This window comes from Pseudonocardia spirodelae, from assembly GCF_037727765.1.
Lineage (GTDB): Bacteria > Actinomycetota > Actinomycetes > Mycobacteriales > Pseudonocardiaceae > Pseudonocardia > Pseudonocardia spirodelae.
In genome coordinates this window covers 1-22807 of sequence record NZ_JBBJUP010000027.1, presented here as the reverse complement: position 1 = coordinate 22807, position 22807 = coordinate 1, and the positions used below count along the sequence as shown (strand labels likewise).

Annotated in this window: 22 protein-coding genes; 12 read left to right on the top strand and 10 right to left on the bottom strand. The window is 75.9% G+C overall.

All coding sequences use genetic code 11. From position 1 onward, the window contains the following. Window positions 1-19 precede the first annotated feature (19 nt). Window positions 20-856, top strand: coding sequence for an Fpg/Nei family DNA glycosylase (locus WJX68_RS24155; protein ID WP_340295080.1), 837 nt, complete (start codon window positions 20-22; stop codon window positions 854-856). A gap of 52 nt (window positions 857-908) precedes the next feature. After that, entirely contained in the window at window positions 909-1277 is a 369-nt protein-coding gene (locus WJX68_RS24150) for a hypothetical protein (protein ID WP_340295078.1), read from the top strand. Window positions 1278-1319: 42 nt separating this feature from the next. Here WJX68_RS24150 and WJX68_RS24145 read toward each other — a convergent pair whose 3' ends face one another. Genes WJX68_RS24145 through WJX68_RS24130 form a run of 4 tightly spaced genes read right to left on the bottom strand, consistent with a single transcriptional unit; the run spans window position 1320 to window position 4681 of the window. Beyond that, a complete protein-coding gene (locus WJX68_RS24145) occupies window positions 1320-2648 on the bottom strand; it encodes an MFS transporter (protein ID WP_340295076.1) in 1329 nt (442 codons plus the stop codon). A 52-nt stretch (window positions 2649-2700) separates the two neighbouring features. Next, window positions 2701-3057: a hypothetical protein gene (locus WJX68_RS24140; protein ID WP_340295074.1), complete on the bottom strand. Its 357-nt coding sequence runs from the start codon at window positions 3055-3057 to the stop codon at window positions 2701-2703. A gap of 5 nt (window positions 3058-3062) precedes the next feature. Further along, window positions 3063-4118 carry a DNA polymerase IV gene (locus WJX68_RS24135; RefSeq protein WP_340295072.1) on the bottom strand — a complete coding sequence of 352 codons (1056 nt, stop codon included), beginning with the start codon at window positions 4116-4118 and terminating at the stop codon, window positions 3063-3065. After that, window positions 4115-4681, bottom strand: a complete 567-nt coding sequence (locus WJX68_RS24130; protein ID WP_340295070.1) for a hypothetical protein — start codon at window positions 4679-4681, stop codon at window positions 4115-4117. Before WJX68_RS24130 ends, WJX68_RS24135 begins: the two co-directional genes overlap by 4 nt. A gap of 278 nt (window positions 4682-4959) precedes the next feature. Between WJX68_RS24130 and WJX68_RS24125 the strand changes: the two genes are divergently transcribed. The 3 genes from WJX68_RS24125 (at window position 4960) to WJX68_RS24115 (ending at window position 6829) form a co-directional block, all read left to right on the top strand. Then, complete coding sequence (locus WJX68_RS24125) at window positions 4960-5388, top strand: hypothetical protein (protein WP_340295068.1); 429 nt, start codon at window positions 4960-4962, stop codon at window positions 5386-5388. A 94-nt stretch (window positions 5389-5482) separates the two neighbouring features. Continuing rightward, window positions 5483-5791 (top strand): hypothetical protein, encoded by a 309-nt coding sequence (locus WJX68_RS24120; RefSeq protein WP_340295066.1) that lies wholly within the window; start codon window positions 5483-5485, stop codon window positions 5789-5791. A 72-nt stretch (window positions 5792-5863) separates the two neighbouring features. After that, entirely contained in the window at window positions 5864-6829 is a 966-nt protein-coding gene (locus WJX68_RS24115; protein ID WP_340295064.1) for an NADPH:quinone oxidoreductase family protein, read from the top strand. 32 nt (window positions 6830-6861) lie between these two features. Here WJX68_RS24115 and WJX68_RS24110 read toward each other — a convergent pair whose 3' ends face one another. The 5 genes from WJX68_RS24110 to WJX68_RS24090 all read right to left on the bottom strand — a co-directional run bounded on the left by WJX68_RS24110 (window position 6862) and on the right by WJX68_RS24090 (window position 13653). Then, window positions 6862-8619, bottom strand: a complete 1758-nt coding sequence (locus WJX68_RS24110; RefSeq protein WP_340295062.1) for a hypothetical protein — start codon at window positions 8617-8619, stop codon at window positions 6862-6864. Between the two features lie 268 nt (window positions 8620-8887). Next, entirely contained in the window at window positions 8888-10774 is a 1887-nt protein-coding gene (locus tag WJX68_RS24105) for a BCCT family transporter (RefSeq protein ID WP_340295060.1), read from the bottom strand. A 180-nt stretch (window positions 10775-10954) separates the two neighbouring features. After that, window positions 10955-12298, bottom strand: coding sequence for a serine hydrolase domain-containing protein (locus WJX68_RS24100; protein WP_340295058.1), 1344 nt, complete (start codon window positions 12296-12298; stop codon window positions 10955-10957). A 10-nt stretch (window positions 12299-12308) separates the two neighbouring features. Further along, window positions 12309-13121: a DNA/RNA non-specific endonuclease gene (locus tag WJX68_RS24095; RefSeq protein ID WP_340295056.1), complete on the bottom strand. Its 813-nt coding sequence runs from the start codon at window positions 13119-13121 to the stop codon at window positions 12309-12311. A 46-nt stretch (window positions 13122-13167) separates the two neighbouring features. Further along, window positions 13168-13653 carry an Lrp/AsnC family transcriptional regulator gene (locus tag WJX68_RS24090; protein ID WP_340295054.1) on the bottom strand — a complete coding sequence of 162 codons (486 nt, stop codon included), beginning with the start codon at window positions 13651-13653 and terminating at the stop codon, window positions 13168-13170. A 176-nt stretch (window positions 13654-13829) separates the two neighbouring features. Here WJX68_RS24090 and WJX68_RS24085 point away from each other — a divergent pair, with 176 nt between their 5' ends. The 6 genes from WJX68_RS24085 to WJX68_RS24060 all read left to right on the top strand — a co-directional run bounded on the left by WJX68_RS24085 (window position 13830) and on the right by WJX68_RS24060 (window position 20881). Then, window positions 13830-16130, top strand: coding sequence for a transketolase-like TK C-terminal-containing protein (locus WJX68_RS24085; protein WP_340295052.1), 2301 nt, complete (start codon window positions 13830-13832; stop codon window positions 16128-16130). A gap of 69 nt (window positions 16131-16199) precedes the next feature. Beyond that, window positions 16200-16988 (top strand): sugar phosphate isomerase/epimerase family protein, encoded by a 789-nt coding sequence (locus tag WJX68_RS24080; RefSeq protein ID WP_340295050.1) that lies wholly within the window; start codon window positions 16200-16202, stop codon window positions 16986-16988. Continuing rightward, window positions 16985-17986 carry an ABC transporter substrate-binding protein gene (locus tag WJX68_RS24075; protein WP_340295048.1) on the top strand — a complete coding sequence of 334 codons (1002 nt, stop codon included), beginning with the start codon at window positions 16985-16987 and terminating at the stop codon, window positions 17984-17986. The genes WJX68_RS24080 and WJX68_RS24075 overlap by 4 nt, the downstream gene beginning before the upstream one ends. After that, on the top strand, window positions 17983-18996 hold the full coding sequence (locus WJX68_RS24070) for an iron chelate uptake ABC transporter family permease subunit (RefSeq protein ID WP_340295046.1): 1014 nt from the start codon (window positions 17983-17985) through the stop codon (window positions 18994-18996). Before WJX68_RS24075 ends, WJX68_RS24070 begins: the two co-directional genes overlap by 4 nt. Further along, window positions 18993-20105: a FecCD family ABC transporter permease gene (locus WJX68_RS24065; RefSeq protein WP_340295044.1), complete on the top strand. Its 1113-nt coding sequence runs from the start codon at window positions 18993-18995 to the stop codon at window positions 20103-20105. The genes WJX68_RS24070 and WJX68_RS24065 overlap by 4 nt, the downstream gene beginning before the upstream one ends. Continuing rightward, window positions 20102-20881 carry an ABC transporter ATP-binding protein gene (locus WJX68_RS24060; protein ID WP_340295042.1) on the top strand — a complete coding sequence of 260 codons (780 nt, stop codon included), beginning with the start codon at window positions 20102-20104 and terminating at the stop codon, window positions 20879-20881. The genes WJX68_RS24065 and WJX68_RS24060 overlap by 4 nt, the downstream gene beginning before the upstream one ends. A gap of 413 nt (window positions 20882-21294) precedes the next feature. Here WJX68_RS24060 and WJX68_RS24055 read toward each other — a convergent pair whose 3' ends face one another. Next, complete coding sequence (locus WJX68_RS24055) at window positions 21295-22545, bottom strand: MFS transporter (protein ID WP_340295040.1); 1251 nt, start codon at window positions 22543-22545, stop codon at window positions 21295-21297. Between the two features lie 61 nt (window positions 22546-22606). Here WJX68_RS24055 and amiA point away from each other — a divergent pair. Further along, window positions 22607-22807: streptamidine family RiPP (gene amiA / locus WJX68_RS25280; protein ID WP_422785768.1), on the top strand; the 201-nt coding region annotated here is incomplete at its 3' end.

Here is a 22807-nt window from a genome sequence, read left to right as displayed (position 1 = left end):
CGCGGGGGACCCTGCGGGCATGCCCGAGGGACACACCGTGCACCGGCTCGCCCGGCTGCAGCGCCGCCGCTACGCCGGGCGGCCGGTCGCGGTGTCCAGCCCGCAGCACCGCTTCACCACCGGGGCCGAGGTCGTCGACGGCCGCGTGCTCGTCGACGTGCAGGCCCACGGCAAGCACCTGTTCCAGCACTACGGGCCGGACACCACCGTGCACGTCCACCTGGGACTGTGGGGGCGCTTCGCCAACCGGCGGCTGCCCGAGCAGCCGCCACGCGGGCAGGTGCGGATGCGGATCGTGGGCGAGACCCACTACGCGGACCTGCGCGGACCCGCCGCCTGCGAACTGCTCGACGACGTCGGGGTCAAGGAACTGCGCGCCCGCCTCGGCGAGGACCCGCTGCGCGACGACGCCGACCCCGGCCGGGTCCGCGCCCGCTTCGCCCGCTCCCGCGCCCCGCTCGCCGCGCTGCTCATGGACCAATCGGTGATCGCCGGCATCGGCAACGTCTTCCGCGCCGAGACCCTGTTCCGCACCGGGCTCGACCCCATGACCCCGGCCCGCGACCTCGACGACCGGTCCTTCGAGCTGCTCTGGGACGACCTCTCGCAGATGCTGCGCGACGGCGAGCGCCGCGGCCGGATCGAGACGCTGCGCCCCGAGCACGACCCGGCCCTGCTCGCCCCGCCCGACCGCGGGTCGGTGTGCGCCAGCGTCGTCTACGCCTACCGGCGCACCGGGCAGCCCTGCCTGGTCTGCGCCACCCCGATCGCGCACGCCGAGGTCCGCAACCGCAACCTGTTCTGGTGCCCCGGCTGCCAGACCGGCGCGACGGCGAGGTCGCTCACCGAACGGTGACGCGCGATGTCCGATCTGTCCTGTACCGGCCGGTACGGGTACCGTTGGGGGCATGCTGTCGACCGGCTCCGCGCGTCCGGATGCGGGCCGCCGGGCGGTCGTGCGGTGGGACGCCGCGCTGTCGGGCGCCGCGCTGGCACTGACCGGGATGCTGGTCGCGCTCGGTGTGTTCGGCGGCGTGTTCCTGGTCGCGTTCCTCGACTACTGCCCGCCCCGCACCTGCAGCTCCTCGGCGGTGCTGGTGTCGGTGGGCGGGGCGGTCGTCGTCGCGGTCGCCGCCGGCATCGCGGGACTGGCCATGACCGTGCTGCGCGTGGTGGAACGGCGCCCGGCGTGGCCCTTCGCCCTCGCGACGCTCGTCGTCACCGGGGCCGCCGTCACCTTCGGCGCCGTCCACTACGCCAGCGCGATCGGCTACTGAGCCACCGCACCGGTGCACGGTCAGGGACCCTTACCCGGTTCATCACTGTTGACGGTCGACGGGCGCCCCGGCTACGTCGGCCGGCGCAGCGCGCTGCACCGTCCGGCGCAGGGCCAGGGCGATCGCCGCGGACATCAGCATCATCGCGGCCACCACCCACATGCCGGCCCGGGAGTCGCCGGTGAGGTCGGTCAGCCAGCCGGTGACGAACGGCCCGACGAAGCCCGAGAGGTTCCCGAAGGAGTTGACCAGCCCGATCCCGGCGGCCGCGCCGGCCCCGGTCAGGAAGGCGTTCGGCAGCGACCAGAACGGCGGGATCGCCGCGAACACCCCGACCGCGCAGACCGTCACCGCGGCCATCACCAGCAGCGGCGAGTTCAGGTAGAGCGCGCCCGCGATCGCGACCGCACCCACCGCCGCCGGGACCGCGACGTGCAGGGCGCGCTCCCCGGTCCGGTCGGAGTGCCGGGCCCAGAGCACCATCGTCACCGACGCGATCGCGTACGGGACGGCGGTGATCAGACCGACCTCGACCAGCGTGTAGTCCGCACCGAACTGCTGCTCGAAGCCCTCCACGATGCGCGGCAGGAAGAACGCCAGCACGTACAGGCCGAACACGACGCCGAAGTAGACGACCGACAGCGCGACGACGCGGCCGTCGCGCAGCGCGGCGCGCACGCCGCGGTCCTGCCCGGCGGTCGCGGCGTCCTCGGCCGCGATCGTCTCCTCCAGCGCCGCGGCCTGGTCGGCGGGCAGCCAGCGCGCGCGGCTCGGCCGGTCCGGCAGCAGCCACAGCACCGCGATGCCGAGCAGCACCGCCGGGATGCCCTCGACGAAGAACATGAACCGCCAGCCGGCGTCGAAGCCCAGCGCCCCGTCGCCGACCGTGATCAGCCAGGTCGACAGCGGGCCGCCCACCACCGAGGACAGCGGCACGGCCAGGAAGAACAGCGCGACGATCCGGGCGCGCTCCACCCGCGGGAACCAGTAGGTCAGGTACAGGATGATGCCCGGGAAGAAGCCGGCCTCGGCGATGCCGAGCAGCACGCGCACGACGTAGAACCCGACCTCGCCCTGGATGAACGCCGTCGACGACGCGACGATGCCCCAGGTCACCATGATCCGGGCGATCCAGATCCGGGCCCCGACGCGGTGCAGGATGACGTTGGACGGCACCTCGAAGAAGAAGTAGCCGACGAAGAACAGCCCGGCGCCCAGGCCGTACGCGGCCGCCGACAGCCCGAGGTCGGCGTTCATCGTCAGCGCCGCGAAACCGACGTTGACGCGGTCGATGTAGTTGAGCAGGTAGGCCAGGCCGAGCAGCGGGATGAGCCGCTTCGTCGCCGTCCGTACGGCCGTCGAGACCAGCACGCGATCCCCCTTCGTTGCGGTGCGCACCCGCGGGGAGTCTCGCTGGCCGGGCTCAGTCCTTCAACCAGGCGTACACGGTGTGCCGGGAGACACCCAGTGCCGCGGCCATCGCACTGACCTCGCAGCCCGCCTCGCGGGCGGCCCGCAGCAGCTCGCGGCGGCGCTCGCGCGGGGCCCCGGCCGCGGCGCGCAGCGCGTCGAGCGCGGCCGCGGACTCCGCCGAGACCCGGCGGCGTCCGGCGCCGGGGCGGGAGAAGGCGCGCACGGCGTCGGCGTCCCACACCGTGCGGCCGCCGGGGCCGGGTGCGGGCAGCGGGGCGGGCGCCTGGCCGCGGCTGACGTAGGAGTTCCAGGTCCCCACCTGCACGCCCCAGTGGGCGGCGCACTCGTCGCTGGTCCAGGTCGTCACGGCGCTCAGCCTGTCAGCTGCGGGTCCGCGAGCTCCGCGCGCACCCCGAGCAGCCGCACCGGACGGTCCGGATCCAGCTCGTCGAGCAGCACCGCGGCGACGGCGGCGATCGCGACGCCGTCGCGCCCGGGCGGGGTCAGCGCGCGGCTGCGGGTGGTGGTGCGGAACGGGCGCGTCCGCACCCGGATGCCGACCCGGACGCAGTCGCGGTCCTCCTCCGCGACGTCCCCGGCGACCCGGTGGGCGAGGCCGGCGAGCCTGCGGTGCAGCTCCGCGCGGTCGGTGAGGTCGGTGGGGAAGGTCGTCTCGCGGCTGCGCGAGCGGGGCACCCACGGACCGGTGTCGAGCTCGGTGCGCCCGATCCCGCGCCCGATCGCCACGTAGTACGGACCCCGCCGCGGCCCGAGCCGGCCTGCGACGTCGCCGGGACGGGCCTCGGCCAGCGCGGTCACGGTGGTGATGCCCAGCTCGGCCAGTGCCCGGGCGGTGGCCCGGCCGATCCCGGGCAGCGCGTCGGGCGCCAGTGCGCCGACGGTGGCGAACCAGTTGGCCGCGGTGAGCGCGTGCACCCCGCCGGGCTTGGCGTAGCCGGTGGCCGTCTTCGCCCGCAGGGTGGTGTCGCCGATGCCGACCGCGCAGCTCAGCCCGGTCGCGGCGACCGCGCGGCGGACCCGCCCGGCGAGCTCGCGGGCGCCCTCGTCGCCGCCGTCGGTGGACAGGAACGCCTCGTCCCAGCCGATCACCTCGACGGGCGCGCCCAGCTCGCGCAGCCGGACCATGACGTCGTCGGAGACCTGCTGGTAGTACGGCGTGTCCGACGGCAGGAACACCGCGTCCGCCCCGGCCTTCTCCAGCCTGCGCCGGGCCAGGCGCATCGGCATGCCGGAGCGCACCCCGTGCGCGCGGGCCTCGTAGGACGCGGTCGCCACGACGGTGCGCGCGTCGGGGTCCCCGTCGCCGCCGACGACGACCGGCCGTCCGGCCAGCTCGGGCCGGCGCAGCACCTCCGCCGCGGCCAGGAACTGGTCGAGGTCGGCGTGCAGGATCCGCCGCGCGCTCACGGCCGCAGCGCGGCGACCACCCAGCGCAGCGACGTCCGGTCGGTGCAGGTGGCGAGCAGCTCGGCCTGCTCGGTGCTCTCGCCGTCGCGGCGGCGCCCGTCGAACAGGTCGTCGACGACACCGGGGACGTCGCGGTGCTCGCCGGGCAGCGGGTCGTCGTGGCCGGGCAGCCCGAGCCGGGCGACGACCAGGCGCAGCGTGCGGTGCCCGATCAGCCGCATCCCGGGGGAGAGCAGCGGTGAGCGCGGCGGGGGAGTGGCGCCGGCGGCGGGCTCGCGTCCCGGCAGCGGGACCGCGCCGGGCGGGGCACCGGGCAGGGTGACCGCGGAGACGGCGATGACGCCGCCGTCGAGCAGCGCCCAGGCGTCGATCGCGGGGCGGTGGGTCTCGCGCCCGGAGGCCGTGGGCAGGTCGTGCTCGGCGAGCCAGCGCCGCAGCCGCGGCCGCAGGTCCCAGCGCACGTCGAACACGCACTCGGCCAGGTCGGACGGGGTGAAGACCTCGTCCCAGCGGGGGCCGCCGGGCACCCCGCTCCCGACACCGGTCTCGGGCTGGATCGCCATGGTCGTCCCCCGGGGTCCTGCGGATCGTGCGATCAGGATAGGGCCGTGCGAACGGATGCACAGGCTGATGCGGACGGCCGTACCCGCAGGGGTGACGACCCGATGGGGGTGGCGACGAACGGTCCCGCCGGCGCGCCCGCACGCCGTCGATGTCACTCTCGGTGAACACTCGATGGTGTACCCGTGCGACACATGACACTTTCGAGGGTGTCCGCGGTGAGCGGTAACGAGGCAGGATGACCCGAGCGATCCACAAGTGACGGCGACGTGGAGGCGACATGGACGGGCAGTTCGACAGGGTTCCGGCGGTGCACCCGGGGATGATCCCCGCGGCACGGCGGTCGGTGGAGAACCTGCCGTCCGGGCGCGGTGTGGTCGACGCCGAGCGGGGCCGGATCCTGGCCCGCTACGCGCGGCTGATGCGGTCCGGCCGGCCGGAGGTCTGCCTCCCCGGCCGGCGCGAGATCGAGGAGCGCGAGCGCTTCGGCGGGCACGGCGCCGCCGGCAGCGACGGCAAGGTCATCTACCCCGACCGGGACGCGGCCGAGTGCGCCGCCCGCGAGCTGGAGGCCCTCGGCGGCCGCGCCCAGCGCGCCTACCTGTGCCGGCGGTCGCGCCGCGGCCACTTCCACCTGACGACCGACGCGGTGGCCCAGCGCCGGCGCAGCCCGGCCGAGCTGATCCCGCAGCCCCGCCGCGGCGACTGATCCCGCGCAGTGTGATGCGCGGCACACGCTGATCGTCTAGCGTGGGTGTGGTGGCGGTCACGCACCGCCCCGTCCCGCCTAGGAGGTCCCCGGAGTGAACCCGCATCTGCTGGAGGAGCGCGTCGCCACCGTCTCCGGTGGCACCGGCCTCGCCGACCCCGCCCGCGCCCGCCTGCGTGCCCACAAGGCCACCGCCGACGCCTGCCGCCGGCGCGCCGCCGAACGCCGTGCCGAGCTGGAACGCGCGCTGGCCGGCGGGACCACCGGCGACGCCCTGGACCTGATGCTCGAGCTCGACGCGCTGGAGCGGGTGCAGGACCGCATCGACAACCGGCTCTCCGAGCTGTGCGACGCGCTGAGCGAGCCGCGCACCCCGCGCTACGGCGACGCGCAGCCGGTCTAGGTCACCCGCGCGCCGCCCGGCCCCGTGGTTCGATGCACGACGGACACCGCCGTCGAACCACGAGGAGCACACGTGCGCGCAGTGCAGGTCAGCGAGCTGGACGGGCCGAAGTCGGTCCGCGTCGCCGAGGTCGAGCCGCCGGTCCGCGGTGACGGCGAGGTCCTCGTCGACGTCGCCGCGGCCGGGGTGAACTTCCCCGACGTCCTGCTGACCAAGGGGCTCTACCAGTACAAGCCCGAGCCGCCCTTCACCCTCGGCTCCGAGTGCGCCGGCACCGTGCGCGAGGCGGGCCCGGACAGCCGGTTCTCCGCCGGTGACCGGGTCGTCGCGTTCACCATGTCCGGGGTCTTCGCCGAGACCGTCTCCGCCCCCGAGCAGTTCGTCTTTCCGTTGCCCGACGAGGTCGAGTTCGCCGCGGGCGCCTGCCTGCCGATGAACTACCTGACCGCGCACTTCACCCTGGACACCCGCGGTGGGCTGCGGCCGGGGGAGACCGTGCTCGTGCAGGGCGCGGCCGGGGGCATCGGGACCGCGGTGATCCAGCTGGCCGTGGCCATGGGTGCCACCGTCATCGGCGTGACCTCGACCGAGGAGAAGGCCGAGGTCGCCCGGCGTGCGGGCGCCGCGCACACCGTCGGCGTCGACGGGTTCAAGGACGCGGTCAAGGAGCTCACCGGCGGTGCGGGCGTGGACATGGTCGTCGACCCGGTGGGCGGCGACCGCTTCACCGACTCGCTGCGCTGCCTCGGCCCCCTCGGTCGCCTCATGGTCATCGGGTTCACCGCGGGCGACATCCCGACCGTGAAGGTCAACCGGCTGCTGCTCAACAACATCGACGTCCGCGGCGTCGGCTGGGGTGCCTACGCCCTGGGCCGCGCGGAGTTCATCCGCTCCGAGTGGGACGCGCTCGTGCCCCACCTGCGCTCGGGCGCGCTGGACCCGCTGATCAGCGAGCGGTTCGGTCTCGACGACGCGGGCACCGCGCTGTCGCGCATCGACGACCGCACCGTCACGGGCAAGGTCGTGCTGCTGACCTGACGTGACGTGACCGGACCCCGGCGCGCCGGGCGTCAGCCGGCCGGCTCGAGGTTGTGCCGGACCGGCGCGCGCGGGTGCGGTGCCGCGGACGGGTGGCCCGCCGGGTCGCCCACCGCGGACCGCGGCGCCGGCGCCGGGCCGGCGGGGCGCTGCGCCGCCGGGGCGGGCACGGTCATCGGCTCCGCGACGTGCAGGCGGTGCCGCGCGGCGACCGCACGGCCCGCGGGCCCGGTTTCGGCCAGCGCGTGCAGTGCCAGCCCCCGGTGCGACGGCACCTCGCAGCGGCGCAGGAACCGGTCCAGCTCGCGCACGGCGTCGCCGGCCGAGCGGGCCCGGGCCCACGCGGCCAGCTCGGCCTCGGCGACGTCGGGGCGCACCCCGGCCATCCGCACGCACACGTACTCGAGGTCCTCGTCGGCCAGCTCGCCCGGCGCGGGCACGTGCATGCCCTGCTCGGTCAGGTACTCGTGCACCGCCCACAGCCCCATCGGGGTCAGCGCGACGACCGTCGGGTCCGGGTCGTCGCGGTGTGCGATCGCGGACAGGTCGTCGAGCTCGTCGGCGTCGAGGGTCTCGGTCAGCTCGATGGCGCCGAGCAGCTCGCACGCGTCGAGCAGCGCGGTGACGTCACGGCGCCACAGCCGCTGCTCCACGTCGCCCGCGAGGTCGTCGACGACGCAGCCCGCCTCGTCGTTGACCGCGTCGCGGACCTGGCGGTGGAAGTGCTCCAGCGGCACCTGGCCGCCGCCGGTGGCGTAGAGCCCGACCCACAGCATCGGGAACGCCTGCGACATGGACATCCCGAACAGCGACGGCGCCCCGAACACGTCGGTGCCGCCGAGGCTGTCCCCGAGCCGCCCGACGGACTCGAACACCCGCCGCCACAGCTCGATCGGCCGGTTGAGCAGCGGGCCCGCGCTCTTGACCGGCAGCAGCCGTCCACGCACGACGCGCACCAGGCGCGCGGAGCGGGCCCAGCGCAGCAGCAGCGACACCTCCGGGAGGTCGTCGCTGGTGCGGGCGGTCTCGCGGTAGATGTGGTCGAGCTGCAGGTGCGCGGCCAGGTCGAGGGCGTCGGTGCGGTCCAGCCGGCCGTCGGAGGTCAGCCGGCGCCCGGCTCGGACCCACAGCGTCAGCTTCCGCAGCAGCTCGAGGGCCTCGGAGCGCTCCGCGGCCTCGACGAGCGCGGCGGCGCCCGGCATCGGCACCGGCGGCAGCTCCGGGTTCCACTCGGCGCGCGCCGGGCGCTGCGCCTCGCGCCGCATGATCTCGGCCAGCGCGTGCCGGTCGACGTCGGTCTCCCCGGCACCGGCGCGGTCCAGGAAGCGCTGCACCGCGACCGGGTCGGCCGGGTCGACGCCGTGGCGGTGCAGCTGCACGCCCCAGAACTTGCCGAGGTCGTAGTTGCGCTCGTCGGCCAGGCCGTCGTGCAGCGCGGGCGTGGAGTCGAGCACCTGGCGGTGCAGCGCGTCGGCCGGGTGCGACTGCGGGTCGAACCAGTCGTGCTCGTCGACGAAGTCGATCAGCGCGTGGAACGCGGGGGCGACGTCGTCGGGCTCGCGGACCGTGACCTTGCGCGGGAACCACATGCCCAGCGCGTCGGCGATGTGCCCGCGCGTCCAGCGGCCCAGACGGCGGTCGCGCGCGTACTTGTAGTCCAGGGCGGCGGCGACGAGCGTGGTGTCGACCTCGACGCGGCGGCGGCGCGACCACAGGGAGAACTGCTCCAGCAGGCGGCTGCGGGACTCGGCGTACCCCTGGTCGTCCCCGGGGGTGAAGACGAGACGCATCCGGCCCACTGTGTCAGGTCCCTCCCATCCGCTCCGGCTGCCGCGCAGCACCTCTCGATGATCTCCGGTCCGCGCGGGGGCCGCACACCGGGTGGTCGCAGTGGTCCAACGAGCGGGACCGGCCCGGGTCACTCCGGACCGCTCACCGTCGGTGGGCGGTCGGTCACGCGATCACCGCGACCGGTGAGCCCTCGACCCTGCCACGGACGACGACGGCCGGACACCCCGGGGAGGGGGTCCGGCCGCCGTCGTCCGCGACGAGAGGTGCTCAGTCGCCGCCGACCGGGGTGTCGCGCCGTTCGGCGGACCGCCCGGTGCCGTTCCCGTCCTCCGTGGACTCGCCGGGCTCGGTCATCCGGTAGCCCTGCCCGGTCCCCGGACCGTGCGCGGTGCCGTTCCCGCTGCCGTTGCCGCTGCCGTTGCCGCTGCCGTTGCCGCTGCCGTTGCCGCTGCCGTTGCCGCTGCCGTCGGCGGTCTCCGGCGGCTCCTGGCCCGGCGGGAAGGCCCCGACCTTGACGTAGAAGTTGTCGCCGTGCCTGTCGGTGGCCCAGTCCACGGCCTGCTCCAGCACCTGCGCGCCCTTCTCGTCCCGCAGGACGACCGGGTCGCGGCGCAGGTCCCGGAACAGCGCGAAGCAGAGCAGGACCATGATCACCACGAACGGTGCGGCGACCAGGATGGTCAGGTTCTGGATGCCGTCGAGCGCGTTCTCCCCGCCGGTGACCAGCATGAGCACGGCGACCGCGCCCATGACCGCACCCCAGAAGATGACGACCCAGCGGCTCGGCTCGATGGTGCCGCGCTGCGACAGCGTGCCCATGACGATCGAGGCGGCGTCGGCGCCGGACACGAAGAAGATCGCGACCAGGACCATGACGAGCAGCCCGGTGAACGTCGCCCACGGGTAGGCGGCCAGCATCTGGAACAGCTGGACGTTGGAGTCGTCGGAGAACTGGGTGGTGCCCTGCTGGACCTGGGTGATGGCGGTGCCGCCGAAGATGCAGAACCAGACCAGCGACACCAGGCTCGGCGCGAGGATCACGCCGCCGACGAACTCGCGGATCGTGCGCCCGCGCGAGATGCGCGCGAGGAACATCCCGACGAACGGAGTCCAGGAGATCCACCACGCCCAGTAGAAGACGGTCCAGCCCGAGAGCCACTCGAGCATCGGCTCACCGCCGACGGCCTCGGTGCGCCCGACCATCTCGAAGAACTGCGAGAAGTACGCGCCGATCGAGGTGGGGATCAGGTCGAGCATGATGACCGTCGGCCCGAAGACGAACACGAACAGGGCCAGCACCGCGGCGAGCACCATGTTGGTGTTGGACAGCCACTGGATGCCCCGCTCGATGCCCGACACCGCGGACAGGACGAACGCGGCGGTGAGCACGATGATCACCGTCGGGAGCAGCCAGGCCGGGAGCGGCCCCTGCTCGATCCAGCCGACGGTCTGCATGCCGCCGCCGATCTGGAAGGCGCCCAGGCCCAGCGACGCGGCGGAGCCGAACAGGGTCGCGAAGATCGCGAGGACGTCGATGGCGCGCCCGATGCCGCCCTCGGCGGCCCTGCGGCCGATCAGCGGGACGAAGGCCTGGCTGATGAGCTGGCGGCGCCCCTTGCGGAAGGTCGAGTAGGCGATGGCGAGCCCGACCACGGCGTAGATCGCCCACGGGTGCAGCGTCCAGTGGAACAGCGAGGTCGCCATCGAGGTCTGCAGCGCGGCGACCGACCCGGCCTCGGCCGAACCGGGCGGCGGGGACTGGAAGAACGTCAGCGGCTCGTTCACGCCGAAGAACATCAGGCCGATGCCCATCCCGGCGGAGAACATCATCGCGATCCAGGAGACCGTGCGGAACTCGGGCTCCTCGTCGTCGGTGCCGAGCTTGATGCGCCCGAACCGACTGAAGGCCAGGAACAGCGCGAACGCGACGAAGGCGGTCGCGGCGAGGATGAAGCCCCAGCCGCCGCCGCGCATGAGGCCGTCGAGCATCGACTCGGCGGCGGCGCCGAGGGTGTCGGCGCTGACGATGCCCCACAGCACGAAGAGCAGGGCCAGCGCGGCGCCGACGCCGAACACCGTCCAGTCGGTGCCGGTGCGGCCGGCGCCCGACGTCGTCGCCGGACCGGTGTCCGGTGGTGATGGAGCCTGTGTCATGTCGGTTCGCGCCCGCACGCGGCGGGCGCATCCCCCTCCCGGATCGTGGCGCAAAGGCGGTGCACAAGTGTTTGGTTCGGGAAAGTGTAGGTAAAGACTTCGCCGGTGTCGCCGCGCAAGGGGTCCCGCGGCGTGATCGGCGGTGGTCAGCCGCCCCGTATCGATTCGGACACGGCCGCGTCAGGGCACGTCCCACCCGGTCCCGGCGACGCCGCCGGGCACCGGTGCGGCCGGGTCGTACGGGGTGCGGGTGAACACGAACGTCGCCAGCCACAGGTGGTCGGCCGAGATCCGCAGCGTCTCCCCGGCGAAGTAGCCGTCCAGGCCGACCCAGGTGCCGTCGGGGCGGACACGGAACCGGGACGCGCGCCCGGGGCGGCCCAGCCCGCCCAGGTGCAGCAGCCCGCCGCCGACGGCGCGCAGCGCGTAGGGCGACGGCCCCCAGAACCACGGGCCGAGCAGCTGCGGGTCGACCGGGCTGGGGGCGGGCGTCCACGGCTCGACCACGCGCGGCTCGGCGGCACGCACGTCGGCCAGCAGTGCCGCGGGCAGGCCGCCGTCCATGCCGGAGGTGGTGTTGCCCATCGCCAGCGCGCCGGTGCCCTCCTCGCGGTCCACCCACAGCCCCGCGAGGAAGCCGGGCATGGATCCGCCGTGCCCGACCAGCGTGGTGGTGTGGCCGTCGCGGACCAGGCGCTGCACCTGCACACCGAGGCCGTACCCGGACCAGACCGGCGACGACGGGTCGACGCCCGCGGGCAGCGTCATCTCCTCGACCGTCGCGGGGGACAGGACCCCGCCGGTGTCGCCGAGCAGCAGCGCGCCCAGGCGGGCGAGGTCGGCGGCGGTGCACCACAGCTGCCCGGCCGCGGCCATCACCCCGGCGTCGTGCTCGGGCTCGTCGAGGACGAGGTCGGCCCACGGGTGAACGGCCAGCCCGGACGCCGCCGGTGCCTGCGGGCGCGGCGAGGTGCGCGTCATGCCCAGCGGCAGCAGCACCTCGTCGCGGGCGACGTCGGCCCACGCCCGGCCGCGGATCCGCGCGACGACCTCGCCGAGCAGGCCGAACCCGAGGTTGGAGTAGTGGAAGCGGCGCGCGGCGGGCAGCACCCGGTCGGCGTCGGACAGGCCCAGCTCGTCGAGGGTGCCGCCGGGGGTGCGCTCCCACCACTGCCCGGGGCTCTCCGATCCCGCCCCGGCCAGGTGCGACAGCAGCTGGCCCAGCGTCCGCGCGCCGAGCGGGGTGCCGGGCACGTGGTCCTCGAGCGGGTCGTCGAGGTCGAGCAGGCCCTCGTCGCGCAGCCGCAGCACGGTGACCGCGCAGACGGTCTTGGAGATCGACCCGATGCGGTACTGCACGTCGTCGGCGGCCGCGCCGCCGGGCAGCGCGCCGCGCCCGGCGTGCCAGGCCAGGCCGCCGTCGCGGACGACCCCGGCGACGAGGGACGGGACGCGGCCGTCGCGCTGGGCGCGGGCGACACGGGCGAGCAGGACGCGCTGGGTGCTGGGGAGCAACTCGGTCACCCCGGCGACCCTAGATCCCCCGGATGTCGGCGAACGACCGCAGCCGCACGGCCCGCTCGGCCAGGGCCACCGGGCCGGCCGGGACCGGCATCCGGTCCGCCGCGGCCAGCGGGCCCAGCTCCAGCCCGGTCAGCCCGGCGATCCGCGCCACGGGCACCTGGAACGTCCGGAACGGCCCCAGCGGCGGCGGGTCCCCGGCCGGTGGCTCGGCCAGGTCGCCGAGCTCGGGGGTCTGGTCGAGCAGGTAGGCGGTGGTGCCCAGGGCGCCGCCGGTGACGAAGGCGCCGATCTTGAAGAACTGCCGGGGGATGCGCACGCCCCGGTACTCCGGGTCGTCGTCGGCGAGCACCGGGCCGGTGAACACCACGAGGCGGCGGTCGTTGTCCCCGGCGTTGTCGAGCAGGTAGTCCTCCAGCCCGCCCCAGGTCCGCTTGTCCTGGTTGAACGCCGCGGCCTGCGGGGCGGCGTTGGTGTAGTGGAACGTGTCGGACTCCGCGGTCGCGGCCTCGGCCTCGGTGCCCCACACCGGGTCCTGGCGCCGCACGAGGTGGCCGCGGTCGAGGTCGTTGCCGGTGTAGAGCTCGGCGCCGGCCTGCTGCGCGGCGGGCAGCCGGTCGTCGAGACGCCAGTCGTCGGAGCGCTCCAGCGAGCGCAGCGTCGCCCCGTCGATCGCGACCCCGGTGACGGCGGCCAGGCGCCGGTCGGGGCGGTGCAGCGTCGCGAAGTGGGTGTAGGTCAGCGGGACGGTCGTCACCCCCGGCAGCGACGGCATCGGTGCGGGCACGCCGAGGAAGTCCGGGTCGAGGCCGAGGGGGTCGCTCACACCCGCGACGCTAGCGGCGCGCGGCGCACCCCGGGTGCCGCGCCGCTCACCCGTCGCCGGCCAGGCGGCGCAGCAGCGGCGCGGTGCGGAACCCGACCAGCGAGCGCATGACCAGCGACGTCGACGTCCGCTCGACGCCGTCGATGGCGAGCAGGTGCCCGGCGATGCGGTAGAGGTCGTCCGCGTCGCGGGCGACCAGGTGCACGAGCAGGTCCTCCGGACCGGAGACCCCGTGCACCTCGAGCACCTCGGGGACCCGGTCCAGCGCGTCGGCGACGGCGGCGAGCTCGCGCTGCACCACCCGCACCGTGACGAACGCGGTCAGCGGGTAGCCCAGCGCGGCCGGGTCGACGCGGCGCTCGAAGGTGTCCAGCGCGCCGAGCCGGTCCAGCCGGGCCAGGCGGGCCTGCACCGTGTTGCGCGACAGCCCGACGCGCTCGGCGAGCGCGAGCACCGTCGCGCGCGGGTCCCGGGCCAGCGCCAGCAGCAGGCGGGCGTCGTGGCCGTCGAGCGCGTCCCGCTCGCCGCTCATGTCCGCTCTCCGCTCGCCGCCCGGTGGGGAGTGCGCATTCTGCCGCCCCGCGACCCGGTCCGCAGCACGGGCCGTGTGCAGTCTGCTCAGTGCCTCGCGCCCCGGTTGTGCACGGCTCGTCGTGGTGGTGGGCTGGTCGGGCAACCTGCCAGGACAGCGACGCAGCTGGGAGAGCCATGAGCACGGAGACGGTCGGGACCGACACCCTCGCCGACATCGAGAAGCGGGTGCTGTGGCTGTCCACCGCGATCGTCGATGCCGCCAACCGCCGCGGGGACCCCAGCGGGCTCAAGGTCGGCGGGCACCAGGCGTCGTCGGCGTCGATGACGACGATCATGACCTCGCTCTGGTTCGAGCACCTGCGCGCCGGGGACCGGGTCTCGGTCAAGCCGCACGCCTCGCCGGTGCTGCACGCGATCAACTTCCTGCTGGGCGAGCTGGACGAGCGCTACCTCACCACGCTGCGCGAGTTCGGCGGGCTGCAGTCCTACCCGTCGCGGTCGAAGGACCCCGACCCCGTCGACTACTCCACCGGCTCGGTCGGCATCGGCGCGACCGCCCCGATCTGGGGCGCGCTCGCGCGCCGCTACGTCGACACCCACTTCGGCGGGGCCGGGCAGGGACGCCAGTACTCCCTGGTCGGCGACGCCGAGCTCGACGAGGGCGCGGTCTGGGAGGCGATCCTCGACCCGATGGTCGGCGACCTCGGCGAGGTCGTGTGGATCGTCGACCTGAACCGCCAGTCCCTGGACCGGGTCGTGCCCGCGATCGGTGCCCCGCGCATCGAGGGGATGTTCTCCGCCGCCGGCTGGCAGGTGCTCACCGTGAAGTACGGCCGGCTGCTGCACGAGCTGTTCGACCGCCCGGGCGGGGACGCACTGCGCGCCCGCATCGACACCATGGAGAACGCCGAGTACCAGCGGCTGCTGCGCTGCGACGCCGACGAGGTCCGCACCCGCCTGCCCGGCGACGACCCGGCGCTGAAGGACCTCGTCGCCGGCCTCGACGACGCGACCCTGCTCGCCGCGGTGCGCAACCTCGGCGGGCACGACACCGCCGCGCTGCGCGACGCGTTCTCCGCGATCGACGACACCCGTCCCACCGTGGTCCTCGCCTACACGGTCAAGGGCCACGGCCTCGCGACCGCGGGCCACCCGCAGAACCACGGCTCCATCCTCACCACCGAGCAGGTCCGTGAGCTCGCCGACGCCGTCGGCGCCGACCCCGCGGACCCGTGGCGGCGCCCCGACCCGTCCTCGCCCGCCGGGGAGGTCGTCGCGGCGACCGCGCGGCGGCTGCGCCGCGACCCCGTCACCGACGAGCCGGTCCCGCCGCTGCCCACCGACATCGGGCGCACCCCGACCGGGCGTGCCACCACCCAGGCCGCGCTCGGCCGCGCCCTGCTCGACCTCACCCGCGAGGCACCCGACGCCGCCCGGCGGGTCGTCACGCTCTGCCCGGACGTGTCGTCCTCGACGAACCTCGGCGGCTGGGTCAACAAGGTCGGCGTCTGGTCGACCGCCGAGCGCAAGGACTGGTTCGACGACGACCCCGAGACGATCCTGCACTGGCGCGAGCGGCCCACCGGCCAGCACCTGGAGCTGGGCATCGCCGAGGGCAACCTGGTCGGTGCGCTCGGCGAGCTCGGCGCGACCTGGTCGCGCTGGGGCCGGCCGGTGCTGCCGATCGGGGTGCTCTACGACCCGTTCGTCGAGCGCGCGCTGGAGCCGTGGTCGTTCGGCATCTACGCCGGCGGGCAGTCGATCCTGGTCGGGACGCCGTCCGGGGTGTCGCTGGCGCCCGAGGGCGGCGCCCACCAGTCGGTGACGACGCCGTCGGTGGGGCTGGAGCAGCCCGGCTGCGTGACCTACGAGCCGGCGTTCGCGATCGACACCGAGTGGGCGCTGCTCGCGTCGCTGGCCCGCCTCGGCCGGCCCGACGGCACCAGCGCCTACCTGCGCCTGTCGACGCGGCCGGTGGACCAGTCGCTGGCCGCGGTGCCCGCGGACCCCGCGGCCCGCGAGCGCCGCCGCCGCCAGGTCGTCGCCGGGGCCTACCCGCTGCGCCGTGCCGCGGGCGACCCGGCGCTGACGATCGCCGTCGCGGGGGCGCCGACGACCGAGGCGCTCACCGCCGCGGACCGGCTGGCCGAGCTGGGGCACGACGTCGACGTCGTCGTGGTCACCAGCCCCGGGCTGCTGTTCGACGCGCTGCAGGCCCGCGCCGGGCGTCCGGCCCGCCCGCAGGCCGAGCCGTGGATCCTCGGGTCGGCGTTCCCGGCCCGCCGTGCGGCGCCGCTGGTGACCCTGCTCGACGGCCACCCGCACACGCTGGCGTTCCTGGCCGGGGTCAACCGGGTCCCGGCCACGCACCTGGGCGTGACCCGCTTCGGGCAGTCCGGGGACCTCGCCTCGGTCTACGCCCACCACGGCCTCGACGCGGACACGGTGGTGGCGGCCGGCCTCGACCTGCTGTGAGGGCGAAACGGACACGGGGTGACGGACGTCGCTGGATCGCCTAAACGATAATGACTACTGTTACGCCTCATGTTGCTGTTGGGGCTGGCGTCCGTCACCTTCCGTGAGAGATCCGCACCGGACGTCGTCCGGCTGGCCGTCGAGGCCGGCTCGGAGGTCGTCGAGTGGGCCGCCGACCGGCACGTGCGGCCCGGCGACCGGGCCGCCGCCACGGCCGTCCGCGACGCCTGCGCCGCGGCCGGGCTGCGCGTCGGCACCTACGGGAGCTACCACAAGGCCGGGGCCGACGACCCCGCCGCGTTCGCCGACGTCGTCGCCACCGCGGCCGAGCTCGGGGCGCCGCGGGTGCGCGTCTGGGGCGGCACCCGCGCCTCGGCGCAGGTCTCCCCGGCGCAGCGCGCCGGCACCGTCGACGCCCTGCGCCGCTGCGCCGACGCCGTCGCCGCACGAGGGATGGCGCTGCTCGTCGAGCACCACGTCGAGTCCCTGACCGACGGCCTGGACACCGCGCTCGCCCTGCGCGACGAGGTCGGCCACCCGGCGCTCCTCACCCACTGGCAGCCGCGCGAGCTGCCCGTCACCGACGACTGCCTGGCCGAGGTCCGGGCGCTGCGCCCGGCGACCGTGCACGCGTTCTCCTGGGGGGCCGACGGCTTCACCGAGCGGCTCCCGCTCGCCGACCGCGCCGACCTGTGGTCGCCGGTCCTGGCCGAGCTGGCCGCCCAGGCCACCGCGGCCGGCACCCCGGTGGAGGTGCTGCTGGAGTTCGTCCCCGGCGACACCGCCGCGTCGCTGCTGCGCGACGCCGCCGCGCTGCGCGACCTGCGCGCCGGACGCGACCTGGCCGGTGTCCGGTGACCCGCCGGACCACGCGGGCCGCCGCGCTGCTCCCCGCGGCGCTGGCCGCGCTGCTGCTCGCCGCCTGCGGCCCGGGCGCCGACCCCGCCCCGCAGGCCGCGGACCAGCGGCCCGCCGTCTCCCGTGACGTCGCCCCGCTCATCCCCGCCCTGTCGGTCACCGACCCGAAGGGCGTCGCCGTCACCGTCGACGCGCCGCCGCAGCGGATCGTCTGCCTCACCGGGCTGTGCGACGACATGGTCGTCGAGCTCGGGCTGACCCCGGCGGGCACCTCCACGCCGGCGCTGCTGAAGAACCCCGCCCTGCTCGGCGACCGGGCCGCCGCCGTCCCGACGGTGGCGGGCAGCTTCGGCAGCGAGGACGTCGAGTCCATCGCCGCGCTGCGCCCCGACCTCGTGATCGGCCTCGGCGGTGTCCACGAGCCGCTGCGCGCCGCGATCGAGCGGTTCGCCCCGCTGTGGCTGGTGCAGCCCGCCACCTGGGAGGACTCGGTCGGCTACCTGCGCGGGCTCGGTGCGCTCACCGGGCGCACCGAACAGGCCACCGCCGGGGAGCGACGCTTCCGCACCACCCTGGCCGACGGCGTCGAGCGGGCCCGGGAGACCGGGCAGGCCGACCGCCGGGTGCTGCTGATGTACGGCAGCGCCGACACCATCGGTGTCGACACCACCGACACCGTCAACGGGAACCTGCTCGCGACCCTCTACGACTACCCGTTCGTCCCGCGCGGCGCGGACGTCGAGACGGCCAGCACCTACAGCGTCGAGGAGATCCTCGCGCAGGCCCCGGACGTGGTCTTCGCGTTCTCGCTGCTGTTCTCCTCCGCCGACCGCACGCTCACCGACCAGCTCGCGGCCAACCCGGTGTGGGCGCAGGTGCCGGCGGTGGCTCAGGGGAACGTGCACGAGATGGACCCGCGCCTGTGGGGCAGCGGCCGCGGCACCCGCAGCCTCGGTGCGATGGTCGAGCAGTCCCTGGCCGTGGTCCCCGGGCGGTGAGGACGACCCTGGTCCTGCTCGGCGCCCTGGCCGGTGCGGCCGCGCTGGCGGTGCTGGTGCTCGGCACCGGCACCCCGGCCGTGGCGCCGCACCGGCTGCCGGGGGTGCTCGTCGCGGGCGGGGGGATCGAGCACGTCGTCGTCACCGAGCTGCGGGTGCCGCGGCTGGTGCTCGGTGCGCTCGCGGGCGTCGCGCTGGGCCTGGCGGGGCTGCTCCTGCAGGACGCGCTGCGCAACCCCCTCGCGGTCCCGGAGATGCTCGGGGTGTCCTCCGGCGCGGCGGCCGCGGTGGCGGTCACGATCGTCTCCGGTGCGGCGGTGCCGTTCGCGCCGCTGCTGCCCGCGGTGCTCGGCGCCGCCGTGGGCGGGGCGCTGACGCTGCTCGCCGTGCGGGGCGCGGTCGGGCCGGCCGCGGTGCTGCTCATCGGGGCCGGGGTCAGCGCGGCGCTGCAGGCGCTGCTGCTCGCGTCGGTGGCGATGACCGGCTCTACCGAGCAGGGCGTGCTGGTGCGCTACCTGCTCGGGTCGCTGACCGGCACCACCTGGGCCACGGTCGCCCCGGTACTGCCCGCACTGGTCGTCGCGGTCGCGGCCGCCGTCGCGGTGCTGCCGCTGCTGGGCGTGCTGCGCCTCGGCGACGACGCCGCGTCGTCGCTGGGGCTGCGGACCGGCACGGCACGGGCCACGGTGCTCGCCGTCGCGTGCCTGCTGGTCGCGGCCGTCGTCGGACCGGCCGGGCCGGTCGCCTGGGTCGGGTTCCTCGCCCCGCAGCTCGTGCGGGCGATCGTGCCCGCCGCGGGCCCGCTGCCCCGCGCCGCGGGGTGTGCGGGGGCGGGGGCGGTGATCGTCGTCGTCGCGGACCTGCTGGCCCGCACCGTGCTGTACCCGGTGGAGCTGCCCGTCGGCGGGCTGACCGCGGTGGTCGCGATCGTGCTGGGGACGGCGGTGCTGGTCCTGCGCCGCCGGGACGCGTCGCCCGCGGGCGGTCCCGCGGCGGCGGTGGCCCGGTGAGCGCGCGCCCCGCCGCCCTCCCGGCCGCCGTCGCCGCGCCGGTGGGGTCCGGACGGTCCCGCCGCGGCCCCGGCACGGCCGCCCGCTACGCCCTGCTCGTGGCCGGGGCGCTGGCCGCCGCGACCGCCGGGCTGCTCGCGGGCACCTCCGTCGGTCCCGGCACCGCGCTGGCGGCGCTCGCCGGGGCGGCCGACCCGCTGTCGGTGGACCTGGTCCGCGGCCTGCGGGTCCCGCGGGTCCTGGTCGGCGCGGCCGCCGGGGTCTGCCTCGGCGTCGCCGGGACGGTGCTGCAGGCCGTGCTGCGCAACCCGCTCGCCTCGCCCGAGGTGACGGGCGTCGGGTCCGGGGCGGTGCTGGGCGCCGTGCTGGGGACCCTGCTGGGCGGCCCGGTCGGCACCCCGTCGGGGGTGCTCGCGGTCGCGCTGCTGGGCGGGACGCTCGGCGGCGGGGTGCTGTGGCTGCTCGCCGGGCGTGCCGCGGGACCGGGGACGGCGGACCCGCTGCGGCTGGCCGTCGTCGGTGTCCTGGTCTCGGCGGTGCTGTCGGGGACGACGCTGCTGCTGCTCACCGCGCGCCCCCAGCTCGCCGGGGCGATGGTCCGCTGGCTGGTGGGCTCGCTCAACGGACGCGGCTGGGAGCACTGGGCGGCGCTGTGGCCGGTCGCGGCGGCCGTCGTCGTGCTCGGGGTGCTGATCGGCCCGGTGCTGGCGGTGCTCGCCGTCGACGACGACCACGCCCGCGGCGTCGGCCTGGCCGTGTCCGGCTGGCGCTCGGCGGCGGTGCTGCTCGCGGTGCTCGCCACCGGTGGCGCGGTCGCCTCGGTCGGGCTGCTCGCGTTCGTCGGGCTGCTCGCGCCGCACCTGGCCCGCTCCGTGCTGGGACCGCGCGCCGCGGCCGACCCCCGGCTGCTCGTCCCGGCCGCCGCGCTCGCCGGCGCCGCGACGGTGACGGCCGCCGACGCCGTCGCGCAGGCGGTCACGGCGCTCGCTCCGGTCGGTGACCGGCCGCTCGGGGTCCCCGCCGGTGCGGTGACCGCCGTCGCCGGTGCGGTGGTGCTCATCGGGCTCGTCCGCCGACGGTCCCGCACGACGGTGGGAGGTGTGCTGTGACGACGGTGCTCGCGGCCGAGGGGGTGACGGTGCGCTTCGACGGGCGGACCGTCCTCGACGGCGTCGACCTGGCGGTGCGGGAGGGGGAGTGGCTGTCGCTGGTCGGGCGCAACGGCTGCGGCAAGACCACCCTGCTGCGCGTGCTCGCCGGGCTGCACCGGCCCGACGCCGGTGCCGTGCACCTCGCCGACCGGCCGCTGGCCGGGACCGCGCGCCGCGAGGTCGCGAAGCGGGTGGCGGTGCTGCCCCAGTCGCTGCCGCCGCTGGGCGGGGTGACGGTGCGGGCGCTGGTGGCGCAGGGCCGCTACGCCGTGCGCGGGCCGCTGGGGATGCTCGGCGGCGGGAGCGACGCCGTCGTCGACGCGGCGCTCGCCGCCACCGGTACCCGGGCCTGGGCCGACGTGCCCGTGGAGCTGCTCTCGGGCGGTGAGCGCCAGCGGGTGCGCCTGGCCCTGGCCCTCGCGCAGGACGCGCCCGTGCTGCTGCTCGACGAGCCGACGACCTACCTCGACGTGCGCCACCAGCTCGAGGTGCTCGACCTCGTGCGGGAGCTGCAGGCCGAGCGGGGGCTGACCGTCGTCGCGGTGCTGCACGACCTGGCGCAGGCCGCGCGGTGCGCGGACCGCGTCGTCGCGCTGCGCGAGGGGCGGGTGCACGCCGACGGTGCTCCCGGCGACGTCGTCGACGCGGCGCTGCTGACCGAGGTGTTCGGGGTGCGGGGGGTGGTGTCGTCCCACGAGGGGCGGCTGACCTGCAGCTACCTCGACGCCGGCTGACGCGCGCCGCTCCGTCGGTCGCGCCGCGCTGCCGGCCGGGGTGCCCTGTCGGCCGTGCCGCGCCGCCGGCTGTGGTGCTCCGGTCGGCCGCGCTGCCGGCTGGGCCGCTCCGCCGACCGCCTCGCCGTGGACCCGGGGTCCGTCCGGGAGCGCGCGGACGGTGCCGCCCGGCCGGTTCGCGCGCGTCGTCTCCGTTCGCGCGCGCTGCAGCACGCGCGGACGCGGGATCACCGCGCGAACGCGGAATCACCGCGCGAGCGGGAATCACCGCGCGAGCGGGAATCACCGCGCGGACGTGGGATCACCGGGCGGACGTGGGATCACCGGGCGGACGTGGGATCACCGGGCGGACGTGGGATCACCGTGCGGACGCGGGATCACCGTGCGGACGCTGCGGGAGGTGGCCGGGGCGGTCAGTGCGCGGCGGCCCGTGCGGCCCGGCGCAGCGGCGGGGTCACCCAGGCCAGCGCGACGCCGACCGCCAGCACCGCGGCCCCGGCGGCGAGCCCGCCGCGGGGCCCGGCCGGGGTGCTCGCGACCGCCCCGGCCAGCGCCGCGCCGACGGGGGTGCCCGCACCCCAGGACAGCATCCGCGCGGTCGTCGAGACCCGGGCGCGGGCGTGCTCGGGGGTCACCTCGAGCCGGTAGGTGACGGCGTTGAGCACGACGGTCGAGTAGGCGGCGCCGAACGCCGTCGCGGCCAGCAGCGCGGGCACCCAGTGGGTCGCGGCGACGACCGCGAGCGCGCAGGCCAGCGACACCGGCAGCGCGGCGAGGGCGAGGCGCGCCCCGCCCCAACGGCCGGACAGCGCGGGGACCAGCCGCGCGGCCCCGAGCCCGCCCACGCCCCAGCAGGCGAACAGCAGACCGAGCCGGGCGTCCCCGGCGGGTGCGATGCCGAGGACCCGGTCGGCCCACGGGACCGTCATCGCCAGCCACGCCCCGCCCGCGACGGCCTGGGTGGTGCCGACCAGCGTCAGCGTCCGCACGACCCGGTGCCCCCACAACAGCGACAGGCCCTCGCGCACGTCGGCGAGCATCCGGGTCGGCGCGCGGGTGCCGGGTCCGGGGGACAGCCGTCCGGCGACCGAGCGGATCAGCAGCGCTGAGGCCAGCGCGGTGAGCGCGGTGACCGACAGCAGCGGGGCCGGCGCGACGACGGCCACGGCGAGCCCGGCCAGCGGCGGCACGAGCAGCTCGACGACGGTCGTCGCGCCGTAGAGCGTGGAGAACGCGGCGGTGATCCGGTCCGCCCCGACCAGCGTCGGCAGCGCGCCGAAGTTGGCGGCGTCGAAGAACACGAACCCGGTCTGCACCGCCACCGCGGTGCCCAGGACCTGCACCGGTGTCAGCACGCCCGCCCACCAGGCCAGCGGGATCCCGGCCAGCACCAGCCCGGACGCCAGGTCGACCCCGACCATCAGGCGTCGCCGGTCGACGCGGTCGGCCAGCGCGCCCGCGACCAGCCCGAACAGCAGGTACGGCAGTGCCTCGGCGGTCGCGACGGCCGCGGTCCACGCCGCCGAGCCGGTGAGCCGGTAGACGAGCACCGGCAGGGCCACCGCGGCGACCAGCGCGCCGGCCACCGACACCACGCGGGCGGCGAGGTAGCGGCGCAGGTCGGTGCGTTCGCGGGCGGGCACGGGCGGGGCGGTCTCGCTCACGTCGTCCTTCCGGTGGGGGTGCGCGAACCATAGACGAAAACGACTGTCGTCACCAATATTGATGAACGAGGCGTTCCTCACTGTTGAAAATCAGTGTCATTTATGGCCGGATGGAGGAGTCCGAACCGGACACCACACCGCACCACAGGAGGAAACGATGAAGGACTTCTTCACCGAGCTCGAGGCCGAGCGCGCCCTGCCGCACAACTCCGCGAGCCACTCCAACGCGCTGGTCGAGAACCCCTTCGAGGCGGCCGACGAC

What these genes read in the sequence shown, in the direction of transcription:
- WJX68_RS24155 (WP_340295080.1), top strand. Translation starts at nt 20, where the DNA reads ATGCCCGAGGGACACACCGTGCACCGGCTCGCCCGGCTGCAGCGCCGC.
- WJX68_RS24150 (WP_340295078.1), top strand. Translation starts at nt 909, where the DNA reads ATGCTGTCGACCGGCTCCGCGCGTCCGGATGCGGGCCGCCGGGCGGTC.
- WJX68_RS24130 (WP_340295070.1), bottom strand. Translation starts at nt 4,681, where the DNA reads ATGGCGATCCAGCCCGAGACCGGTGTCGGGAGCGGGGTGCCCGGCGGC.
- WJX68_RS24125 (WP_340295068.1), top strand. Translation starts at nt 4,960, where the DNA reads ATGGACGGGCAGTTCGACAGGGTTCCGGCGGTGCACCCGGGGATGATC.
- WJX68_RS24110 (WP_340295062.1), bottom strand. Translation starts at nt 8,619, where the DNA reads ATGCGTCTCGTCTTCACCCCCGGGGACGACCAGGGGTACGCCGAGTCC.
- WJX68_RS24105 (WP_340295060.1), bottom strand. Translation starts at nt 10,774, where the DNA reads ATGACACAGGCTCCATCACCACCGGACACCGGTCCGGCGACGACGTCG.
- WJX68_RS24090 (WP_340295054.1), bottom strand. Translation starts at nt 13,653, where the DNA reads ATGAGCGGCGAGCGGGACGCGCTCGACGGCCACGACGCCCGCCTGCTG.
- WJX68_RS24085 (WP_340295052.1), top strand. Translation starts at nt 13,830, where the DNA reads ATGAGCACGGAGACGGTCGGGACCGACACCCTCGCCGACATCGAGAAG.
- WJX68_RS24080 (WP_340295050.1), top strand. Translation starts at nt 16,200, where the DNA reads ATGTTGCTGTTGGGGCTGGCGTCCGTCACCTTCCGTGAGAGATCCGCA.